The organism is Hydrogenophaga sp. YM1 (assembly GCF_016903055.1).
Taxonomy (GTDB): domain Bacteria; phylum Pseudomonadota; class Gammaproteobacteria; order Burkholderiales; family Burkholderiaceae_C; genus Hydrogenophaga; species Hydrogenophaga borbori.
The window spans coordinates 1,938,443-1,949,389 of the sequence record NZ_CP070223.1 but is presented as its reverse complement, the minus strand read 5'-3'; the positions used below and the strand labels follow the sequence as shown (position 1 = coordinate 1,949,389).

Below are 10,947 nucleotides of genomic sequence, written 5' to 3'. Positions count from 1 at the left end.
CGTTCAGGTCTTGTCCAGGCGCGCGAGCAGCAGCGCTTCGATCTCTTCGTCGCTCATGGCGGCCACGGCGGCCGCGCCGAGCGCTTCGGGCGCGGTGGCCGGGGCGGCCGTGGCCGCGGCGGCGGGCGCGGCCGTGTCGGTGGGCGCCACGCGGCCCAGCAGGTGGGTGGCCAGCGCGTCGATCGTGGGGTAGTCGAACATCAGCGTGGCGGGCAGCGGCTTGTCCAGGCCCAGGCCGGTGCCGAGCTGGTTGCGCAGCTGCACGGCCATGAGCGAGTCGAATCCGAGGTCCATCAGCCGATCGTGCCGCCCTGGCGGCTCGTTCTGGTCCAGGCGCAGCACGCGAACGACCCGATCGCGCACGAATTCACGCAAGAGGTCCAGACGTTCGCCGGGCAGGGCCTCGCGCACGCGGCGCCGCAGCGCCTCGGCCGCTTCCTGCGGCCCGGAGCGCGTGGGCGCGGCCGCCGGGGCACCGGCCGGTTCGATCGCCTGCGTCGCGCCACCGCCGGCCTCGGCCGAGCCCGGCGCACGGGCCACGATGAGGTGCTGGCCCAGGGCCTCGGCGGGCGAGCCGGCGGGCGGCCAGGCGCCGGCCTCGTCGAAGCCGGCCTCGCGCAGGGCGCGCACCCAGGTGGCCGGCGGCAGCAGCGGGTTGTCGGTGCGCAGGTCGTCGGCGAAGTGCTGCCAGCCTTCGATCAGGCCGGTGCTCATGTCGAACCACGCCAGGTGGGTGGTGGACTCCACCAGCACCAGCACGCCGCCCGGGGCGAGCAGGCCGCGCAGGCGCTGCAGCGCGGTGCGCAGGTCCTTGCTCGCGTGCACCGCATTGGCGGCGACGATGGCGTCGAAGCCGCCGGGCGCATAACCCTGCGCGGCCGGGTCCTGGTCCATGTCGAAGGCGCCGAAGCTCAGGAAGCGGTGCTCGGCGAAGCGCTCGCGCGCGCGGTCGAGGAACACGTCGGACACGTCGCTGAAGTGGTAGCGCGCGCGATCGGGCGGCAGCGCGGCCAGCACCGCGGCGCTGGTGCCGCCGGTGCCGGCGCCGATCTCCAGCACGCGCAGCTGGCGCCCGGGCGGCACCGAGGCGCCCAGCGACTCGAAGGCGGTGGCGGCCAGGCCGTTGATGTAGCGCATGGTGGCCGAGCGCTGGTACAGGTTTTCGGCGAGCTCGAAGGAGCCGCCGGGGAACAGGGTTTCCAGCGGGCTTTCGCGGCCACGCAGCACGGGTTCGACCAGCGAGCCGCAGTGGCGCAGGTAGTCGAACAGGGGCTGGTTGTCGGCGAACAGGGCCTGGGCGCCCGCCCACAGCGCGGGCAGGTCGGGCGCGGCCAGCGGCGCGGCGGCCACGAAGGCCTCGCCCTGCGCGCGCAGATCGCCGCGCGCGGCCAGGCCGGCCAGCCAGCGCGCCACCAGGTGGCGGTAGCCGGCCGCGATGCCGCCGGCCTGCAGCACCTCGTCGAGCGTGCGCGATTCGCCGGCTTCGCGGAACAGGCCCGCCTCGCGCAGCGTGTGCGCGGCGTGCGCGAGGGTGATGCCTTCCAGGCAGGCCCATTTGGCGGGGTAGGAGGCGATGCCCAGGTCCAGCGGGCCGCGTTGTGCCTGCCGGTCCAGCGCCTGGCTCAGCGCGGCCCAGCGCTGGCCCGCGTTCAAGGCCATGCCCGGCGCCTGGTTGACCACGTCCATCCAGTGGCGCGTGGCGCGCCAGGGATAGCCCGGCGCGGCCACGCGGCGGCGCGCGAAGGGCGCGTCGAAGCCGGCCCAGTCGACCTCGGCGCCCGCCGCGTAGAGCTTCTGCAGGCCTTCCAGCATGTCGCTGGCGTCGGGCCGCTCGCGGTGCAGCGAGGGCAGCCATTCGACGGCTGCGCCGGCCGCGCATTCGGCGCCCATGCCCAGCAGCACCGGGTGCGGGCCGACCTCGATGAAGTGCGTGATGCCCTGGCGCAGCAGCACCTGCAGGGCCGGCGCGAAGCGCACCGGCTGGCGCATGTGGCGCAGCCAGTAGTCGGGGTCGGCCAGCTCGTTCGGGCCCACGGGCTCGCCCGTGAGGTTGGACACCAGGGCGATGGCCGGCGGCGAGAAACGCGCGCTGGCCAGCGCTTCGCGCAGGCCGGGCAGCGCGGGCTCGATGAGGGCGGAGTGCGCCGCGTGCGGCACGCGCAGCGACTTGGCGCGCACGCCCTGGGCCTCCAGCGCGGCCACGGCGGCCATCACGCTGGCGCGCGGGCCGCTGATGACGAAGTGCTCGGGGCCGTTGTCGGCGGCGATGGTCAGCGCCGGGTCGCCGCTGGCGGCCAGCTGGGCCTGCACCGTGGCCCGCGGCGCGAACACGGCGGCCATGCCGCCGTCGGCCGGCAGCGCGTGCGTGAGGCGCCCGCGCGCGGCCACGGCGCGCAGGCCGTCCTCCAGCGACAGGGCGCCGGCCACGCAGGCCGCCGCGTACTCGCCCAGGCTGTGGCCCAGCAGGGCCTCGGGCTCGATGCCCCAGGAGCGCCAGAGCGCGGCCAGCGAGACCTCGATGGCGAAGGTGAGCGGCTGGGCGTAGACCGTGTCGTCGATGGACACCGCCGCGTCAAGCGGGGCGTACAGCAGCGCCAGCAGGCCCCGGTCCATGTGCGGGCGCAGCGCGGCGTCGCAGGCGTCCATGGTGGCGCGGAACACGGGCTGCTGTTCGTACAGCGCGCGCCCCATGCCCACGTGCTGGGCGCCCTGCCCCGTGAAGAGGAAGGCCACGCGCGGGCGCGCGGCGCCCTCGTTGTGGCCGCTCACCAGCGCCTCGGCCTCGCGCCCGTCCAGGTAAGCCCGCAGGCCGTCGATCATCTGCGCCGCGTTCTGGCCGCGCACGGCCAGGCGGTGCGCGAAATGCGCGCGGCCGGCGTTGGCGGTGAAGCACAGGTCGGCCAGGTTCAGGTCGGGCGCGGCCAGGGCCTGCGCGTAGCGCCGCGCCAGCTCGGCCAGCTCGCCTTCGTGGCGCGCCGACAGGGCCAGCAGGTGCGTGGTGCGCTCAAGCGCCGGGGCCTCGCGCGCGGGCGCCTCGGGCGCGGCCTCCAGGACCACGTGGGCGTTGGTGCCGCTGAAGCCGAAGGCACTCACACCCGCGAGCCGGCGCCCTTCGATGGGCGCCCAGGGCGTCACGGCGGTGGGCACCTGCAGCGGCCAGGCGGCCCAGTCGATGTGCGGGTTGCCCTGGCGGAAGTGCAGGTGCGGCGGCAGCTCGCCGCGCTGCAGGCCCAGCACCACCTTGGCGATGCCGGCCAGGCCGGCCGCGGCCTCCAGGTGGCCGACGTTGGTTTTGATGGAACCGATGAGCAGGGGCCGCGTGGCCTCGCGGCCCGCACCGAGCACCGCCCCCAGGGCACCGACCTCGATCGGGTCGCCCAGCGGCGTGCCGGTGCCGTGCGCTTCGACGTAGCCGATCTCGCCCGGCCGCACGCGCGCGTTGGCCAGCGCGGCGCGGATCACGTCTTCCTGCGCCGGGCCGTTGGGCGCGGTCAGGCCGCCGCTGCGACCGTCCTGGTTGATGGCGCTGCCGCGCACCACCGCCAGCACGCGGTCGCCCCGCGCCTGCGCGTCCGACAGGCGCCGCAGCACCAGCACCACGCAGCCTTCGCCGCGCACGTAGCCGTCGGCGGCGGCGTCGAAGGTCTTGCAGCGGCCGTCGGCGGCCATCATCCGCGCCTTCGAGAAGTTGATGTTCATCTCGGGCGTGAGCATCAGGTTCACCGCGCCCACCAGGGCGGTGTCGCACTCGCCCAGGCGCAGGCCCTGGACCGCCAGGTGCAGGGCCACCAGGGACGACGAACAGGCCGTGTCCACCGTGACGGCGGGACCCTGCGCGCCCAGCACGTAGGACAGCCGCCCCGAGGCCACGCTGTAGGAGTTGCCGGTGCCGAAGTACGGGTCGATGAGTTCGTGGTGGCGGTAGATGGCGCGGCCGTAGTCGTTGTTGCCCACGCCCATGTAGACGCCGGTGCGCGTGCCCGCCAGCTCGCCCGGCGCCTGGCCGGCGCTCTCCAGCGCTTCCCAGGCCACTTCGAGCAGCAGGCGCTGCTGCGGGTCCATGCTGGCGGCCTCGCGCGGCGAGATGCCGAAGAACTCGGCGTCGAAGCGGTCCACGCCGTCGAGGAAGCCGCCGTGGCGCGTGGTCATCTTGCCGGGCGCGTCCGGGTCCGCGTCGTACAGCGCGTCGAGCGGCCAGCGATCGGCGGGGATGGCGCCAATGGCGTCGCGGCCGTTCCACAGCAGATCGGCCAGGCCCTCCATGTCCTTCACGCCGCCCGGCAGGCGCAGCGCCAGGCCGACGATGGCCAGCGGTTCGTGCGCGGCCGACTGCGCGCGCGCCAGCTGCGCCTTGAGCTCGCGGATCTCGAGCAAGGCGCGCTTGACGGGCGACAGGGCTTCGGTGGCGGGCTGCGGGTCGTTCATGTTCCGGGGCTTTCGGGTCCGCCCGAGAGTTCCTGCATCAGCAGGGCCTCGGCTTCTTCGTCGGACAGCGCGGCGAGCTCGCCATGGGCCGGCGCGCTGGCCGGCGCCTGGGGCGCGGGCGCGTCCTCCAGGCCGAGCGCGCGCATCAGGTAGGCGTTGAGCGCGTCGAGGTTGGGGTAGTCGAACAGCAAGGTGGCCGACAGCGGCTGGCCGATGGAGCGCGTCAGGGCGTTGCGCAGCTCCACCGCCATCAGCGAGTCGAGGCCGATGTCCTTGAGCGCGCGCCGGGGGTCGATGGCGGTGCCGGCGTCCAGGCCCAGCACCTGCAGCGCGCGCTCGGCGAGGTGGGCCATGAGCGCGCCGCGGCGCTGGCCGGCGGGCAGCTGGCGCAGGCGGGCGGCCAGGGAGGCGTCGGGCAGGGCCTCGGCGGCGGGCGCGGGGCGGCGCGCGGCGGCCGGGAACAGGGCCGCGTCCACGCCGGCCGGCAGGTGCGAGAGAAAGGCCGACCAATCGATCGGCAACACCAGGGCGTGCGTGGCGCCCTCGCGCCACAGGGCTTCCAGGCGTTGCAGGCCCAGCCCGGGATCGATGGGCTTGAGGCCGCGCTCGGCCCAGGGGTCGCGGCCCGAGGCCGCCAGCTGCGTGGCCATGCCGCCCTGCGCCCAGGCGCCCCAGCCGACGCTGAGCGCGGGCAGGCCCAGCGCACGGCGCGCGCGCGCCAGGGCGTCGAGCTCGGCGTTGGCGGCGGCATAGGCGCACTGGCCGGGCGCGCCCAGCCAGCCGCCGGCGGCGGAATAGAGCACGAAGAAGTCCAGCGGCTGCTCGCGCGTGAGCGCGTGCAGCACGCGCGCGCCGCCCACCTTGTTGCGCAGCACGGCGGCGCAGCGCGCCCAGGTCTGGCGGATCAGCGCGCCGTCGTCGAGCGCGCCGGCCGCGTGCACCACGCCGCGCAGGGGCGGCATGTCGCGCGCGAGCTCTGCCATGAGCGCGCCCATGGCGGCGGCATCGGCGGCGTCCAGCGCGGCCAGGCGCACATTCACGCCACCCTCGCGCAGCGCATCGACGGCCGCCTGAGCCTCGGCCGAGGGCGCGCGGCGGCCCAGCAGCACCAGGTGGCGCGCGCCGCGCTGGGCCAGCCCGCGCGCGGTGTGCAGCCCCAGCGCGCCCAGGCCGCCGGTGATGAGGTAGCTGGCGTCGGCGCGCACGAAACCGGCCTGTACGGCCGGCGGCGCCGGGGGCAGGCGCAGCACCAGCTTGCCGGTGTGCCGGGCCTGGGCCATGTGGCGGAAGGCCTCGCTGGCGCGCTCGAAATCGAAGGGCGTCACCGGCAGGGGGCGCAGGCTGCCGTCGGCCAGGCCGGCCAGCACCTCGGCCAGCAGCGGCGCCACCAGCGCGGGGTCGGCGTAGGCCTCGTCACCGAAGTCGTAGGCGCGGTAGCGCAGGCCGGGGTGGCGCGCGGCCACGGCCTCGGGCGTCCAGATGCCGCGCTTGCCCAGCTCCAGGAACCAGCCGCCCGGCGCGACCACCGACAGGCCGGCGGGAATGAAATCGCCCGCCAGCGAGTTGAGCAGCACGTGCACGCCCTCGCCTTGCGTGGCGCGCTTCAGTTCCTCGGCGAAACCGGTGCTGCGCGAGTCCATCACCTGCGCCACGCCGAGCGAGCGCAGGAAGGCCCGCTTGTCCTCGGAGCCCGCGGTGGCGTACACCGTGGCGCCCGCGCGCAGGGCCAGTTGCACCGCCGCCAGGCCGACGCCGCCCGCCCCCGCGTGGATCAGCACGCGCTGGCCGCGCCGCAGCCCGGCGATGCGCTGCAGGCCGAACAAGGCGGTGAGGAAGGCCACCGGCAAGGCGGCCGCCTGCTCGAACGAGAGCGTGGCGGGCAGGCGCGACAGGAAAGCCGCGGGCACCACGGCCTCGCTGGCCATGCTGCCGTGGGCGAAGCCGAACACGGTGTCGCCCACGCGCAGGCCGTCGACGCCGGCGCCGCATTCGATCACCGTGCCCGCGCATTCGGCGCCGAGCGGGATGCCCGTGCCGGGGTAGACGCCCAGGGCCAGCAGCACGTCGCGGAAGTTCAGCGCGGCGGCGGCCACGCGCAGGCGCACCTCGCCGGCCTGCAGGGTCGGGCGCGCCAGGGGGCGGATGGCCAGGCCGTCGAGCGTGCCGGCCTGCGCCACTTCCAGGCGCCGGGGCGCGTCGGCCACGGGCGCCACCGCCGCGTCGGGGCGGGTCAGCGCCAGCGGCACCAGCCGCTGCACCCAGGCGCCGCCGCCGCGCAGCGCGGTGTCGGGACCGGCGCTCAGCAGCCAGGGCAGCAGCGCCGCACCGTCGCTGGCCGCGGGCTCGATGTCGATCGCGCGCGGCTGCAACTCGGGGTGTTCCACGCGCAGCACACCGAGGAAGGCCCAGGCGCCCGCGGCCGCCAGGCCCGCCGGTGCTTCGCTGGCGTGCACCGATTGCGCCGAGCGCGTCACCAGGGTGAGCGGTGCCGGCGCCGCGACCAGGGCCTGGGCCAGGTGCAGCAGCGCGCCGCTGGCCAGCCGCTCGGCCTGTTCGGGGTCGCCGGTCTCCAGCGCCGGGGCGTCCAGGCCCCAGAGGTGCACCGCGCCGCGCAGCGGGCCGCTGGCCTGGGCCGCGTCCAGCACCGCCTGGAAGTCCTGCGGGCTGTGCGGGTCCACGGTCCAGCGGTCCCCGCCCAGGGATTGCAGGCGCTCGCCCGGCCGCACCTCGACGCAGCGCGCGCCACGCGCCTGCAACGCCGCGCGCAGCGAGGCCGCCAAGCCCGAGGCGTCGCTCAACAGCAGCCAGGCGCCGTCGGCGGGACGCTCAGGGGACGCGGCGCCGGCGGGCGCCGGCTGCCAGCGCGCCTCGTACACGCCCTCGTCCGGCGCGTCGCCGGCCAGACGCCGCGCATCGGCGCGCGCGAAACGGGCGCCGGTGATGAAGGCCACCGGCTCGCCGGCCTCGTCGTCGAGGCGCAGGTCGGCCGCAAAGGCCTCGGCGCCCGGCGCCGGTTCGGCGCGCAGGGTGGCGGTGGCGCGCAGGCGCGCCTGGCCCGGGCGCCACAGCGCGAAGCGCTCGACGCCCATGGGCACCCAGAGTTGGGTGGGCAGCCCCGCCGAGCCGCCCGAGGCGGCGGCCGCGCACAGCTGCAGGGCCGCGTCGAGCAGGGCCGGGTGCAGGCCAAAGCGCGGCGCCTCGTGCGCCAGTTCGGGCGGCAGGGCCAACTCGCCCCGGGCCCAGCCGTCGCCGGCGGCCAAGACCTGCACGCCGCGAAAGCCGGGGCCGAAGGCCACGCCGAGCGATTCGAAGCGTTGATAGAAAGTGGCGCGGTCGACGGCCGTACCTTCCGTCATGGCGGGTGCGGCGCCCGGCGATGGCGCGGCCCCGCGCCGCCCGATGGCCGAGCACACGCGCTGCCAGCCGGGTGCCGCGTCGATGGCCTGGAACAGCTCCAGCACCGCGCCCGCCGCGCCGTCGCGCACGACCACCTGCCAGGTCAGCTCGCCCTGGTCCGGCAGCGGCAGCGGGCGGTCGACGGCGAAGGCCTCGAGCGTGCCCGCGCCAGCCTCGGCGCGCCAGGCCGCGTGCAGGGTTTCCAGCATGGCCGCGCCCGGCATCAGCAGGCGCCCGCCGATGCGGTGGTCGCGCAGCGCGCCCGCGCTGTCCATGCGCCATTGCGCCTGGTAGACGCGGTCGGCGGTGGCCGCGAGCGGCAGGCGCGCGCCCAGCAAGGGGTGCGCACCGCTGGGCAGCGAGGGGACGGCCGCGGCCACCGGCGTGGGGCGCAGCCAGTAGCGCTGACGCTGCCAGGGGTAGCGCGGCAGGTCCACCACCTCGCCCGGACCGCCGAGCAAGGCCTCGGTGTCCAGCGTGTGGCCCACCACGTGCAACGCGGCGGCCGAGGCCAGCAGCGTGTCGCGCTCGGGCTTGCCCCGGCGCAGCGAGGCGGCCACCGTGGCGGCGCGGCCCCGGGCCTGCAGCGTGTCGCCGAGCGCGCCGCTCAGCACCGGGTGCGGACCGATCTCCAGGAAGGCGTTGAAGCCGTCGTCCGACAGGGCCTCGATGGCGGCTTGCAGGCGCACGGGCTCGCGCACGTTGCGGCCGAAGTAGTCGGCGTCGAAGCGCTGGCGCGGCGCGGCGGCGCCGGTGACGGTGGAGTACACCGGCACGGCCGCCGGCGAGGACACCACCTCGCCCAGGCGCGCCACCAGCTCGCGCTGCAGCGGCGCCATCTGGGCGCTGTGGAAGGCGTAGTTGACCGGCAGCAGGCGGTGGTGCACGCCGCGCGACGCCAGGGCATTGAGCGCGTCGTCCAGCGCGGCGGGCTCGCCGGAGAGCACCACGCTGCGCGGCGCGTTCAGGGCCGCGAGCGAGAGCCGCTCGCCGAAGGGCGCCAGCAGGGCCTCGGCCTCGGCGGCGCTGCAGTCGACGGCGGCCATGCGGCCGTGGCCCGTGGCCTGTTGCATCACGCGGGCGCGCAGGCAGACCACGCGCACGGCCTCGGCCAGGCTGAGCACGCCGGCCACCTGCAGCGCGGCGATTTCGCCCACGCTGTGGCCGACCACCGCGCCGGGGCGCACACCCCACGAGGCCCAGAGCGCGGCCAGCGACACCTGGATGGCGAACAGCGCGGGCTGGGCCACCTCGGTCTGGTTCAGGCGCGAGGCCGCTTCGTCCACGGACAGCTCGGCCAGCAGCGACCAGCCGGTGGCCGAGCGGATCAGCGCGTCGCACTCATCCATGCGCGCGCGGAACACCGGTTCCTGCGCCAACAGCTCGCGGCCCATGGCGTACCACTGCGGGCCCTGGCCGCTGAAGACGAAGGCCAGCCGCGGCGCGGCGTCCGGCGCCACGCGGCCCAGGCTCGCGCCGGGCGCTTCGCCGTCGCGCGCGAAGGCCTCGAGCCGGGCGCGCAGTTCCTCGCGGTCGCGGCCCAGCACCGCCAGGCGGTGGTCCAGCGCGGAGCGGCGCGCGCCCGCGGTGAAGCAGAGGTCGGTCAGCGAGGCCGGGCTGCGCGGCAGAAACCCGGCCCACGACCGGGCGAGTTCGCGCAGCGCGGGCCCGCTCTGCGCGGACAGGTGCAGCAGATGGGTGCGCTGCTCGGCCGTCGCCTGCGGCGCGGCGCCCAGGCGCGGCGCTTCTTCGAGCACCACGTGCGCGTTGGTGCCGCCCACGCCGAACGAGCTGGTGCCGGCGCAGCGCGCGAGCGGGCCGCGCGGCCAGGGCGTGAGCGCGGTGGGCACGGCCAGGCGCGTGCCGTCCAGCGAGAGGTGCTTGTTGAGCGACTTGAAATGGATCTGCGGCGGGATCGCCTCGTGGCGCAGGGCCAGCACGGTCTTGATGACGCCGGCCACGCCCGCGGCGGCTTCCATGTGCGCCAGGTTGGCCTTGGCCGCGCCCAGCCAGCAGGTGCCGCCGCCCACGTCGGCGCGGCCCACGGTGGCCGCCAGGGCCTCCACCTCGATCGGGTCGCCCAGCGGCGTGCCGGTGCCGTGCGCTTCGATGAAGCCGATGCGGCCGGGCTCGAGCTGCGCCGAGGCCAGGGCCTCGCGGATGAGGTCCTGCTGGGCCAGGCCGTTCGGCGCGGCCAGCAGGGTGGAGTGGCCATCCTGGTTGACGGCCGAGCCGCGCACCACGGCCAGCACGCGGTCGCCGTCGGCGACGGCGTCGCTCAGGCGCTTGAGCACGATGACGCCACAGCCCTCGCCGCGGCCGAAGCCGTCGGCGCTGTCGTCGAAGGTCTTGCAGCGGCCATCGGGCGCCATGAAGCCGACCTTGGACAGCGACACCATCAGGTCGGGTGTGACCATCAGCGAGACGCCACCGGCCAGGGCGATGTCGCTCTCGCCGTGACGCAGGCTCTGGCAGGCCAGGTGGATGGCGACCAGCGAGGACGAGCAGGCGGTGTCCACCGACACGCTGGGGCCGCGCAGGTCCAGCAGATAAGACAGGCGATTGACCAGCACGCTGTGCACCGTGCCGGTGAGCGTGCGCGCGTCGATGGCCTCGGGGTCGCGGTACTCCAGCAGCTGGTAGTCGTTGTGGTAGCTGGCCACGAAGGCGCCGGCGCGGCTGCCGCGCAGTTGTTCGCGCGTGAAGCCGGCGTCGTCCAGCGCCTCCATCGCCACCTCGAGGAACAGGCGCTGCTGCGGGTCCATGCGCTCGGCTTCGCGCGGCAGGATGTTGAAGTAGGCGGCGTCGAAGCCGTCGATGCGCTCCAGGAAACCGCCTTCGCGCGCGATGGACTTGCCGGGCACCGAGGGGTCGGCGTCGTACACGGCCTGCACGTCCCAGCGGTCGGCGGGCACGGGGCGCACCGCGTCCACGCCGTCCACCAGCAGCTGCCAGAAGGCCTCGGGCGAGTCCGCGCCGCCGGGGAAGCGGCAGCCCATGCCAACGATGGCGATCGGGTCGGCGCGCAGCACGGCCTCGCTCTGCGCGCGCACCTTCTGCGCCATCAAGGCGAGCTTGATGGCCGACAGCTGGCCCAGCGAAGGAGAAGAAGGCGTGTCGCTCATG

Annotated in this window: 2 protein-coding genes; both read right to left on the bottom strand. The window is 75.9% G+C overall.

Annotated features, from left to right (window positions below; translation table 11 throughout):
* Nucleotides 1-3: 3 nt before the first annotated feature.
* Nucleotides 4-4,425: a type I polyketide synthase gene (locus JNX00_RS09220; protein WP_204744762.1), complete on the bottom strand. Its 4,422-nt coding sequence runs from the start codon at nt 4,423-4,425 to the stop codon at nt 4-6.
* Nucleotides 4,422-10,946 carry a type I polyketide synthase gene (locus tag JNX00_RS09215; RefSeq protein WP_204744761.1) on the bottom strand — a complete coding sequence of 2,175 codons (6,525 nt, stop codon included), beginning with the start codon at nt 10,944-10,946 and terminating at the stop codon, nt 4,422-4,424. The genes JNX00_RS09220 and JNX00_RS09215 overlap by 4 nt, the downstream gene beginning before the upstream one ends.
* Between the last annotated feature and the right edge of the window lies 1 nt (nt 10,947).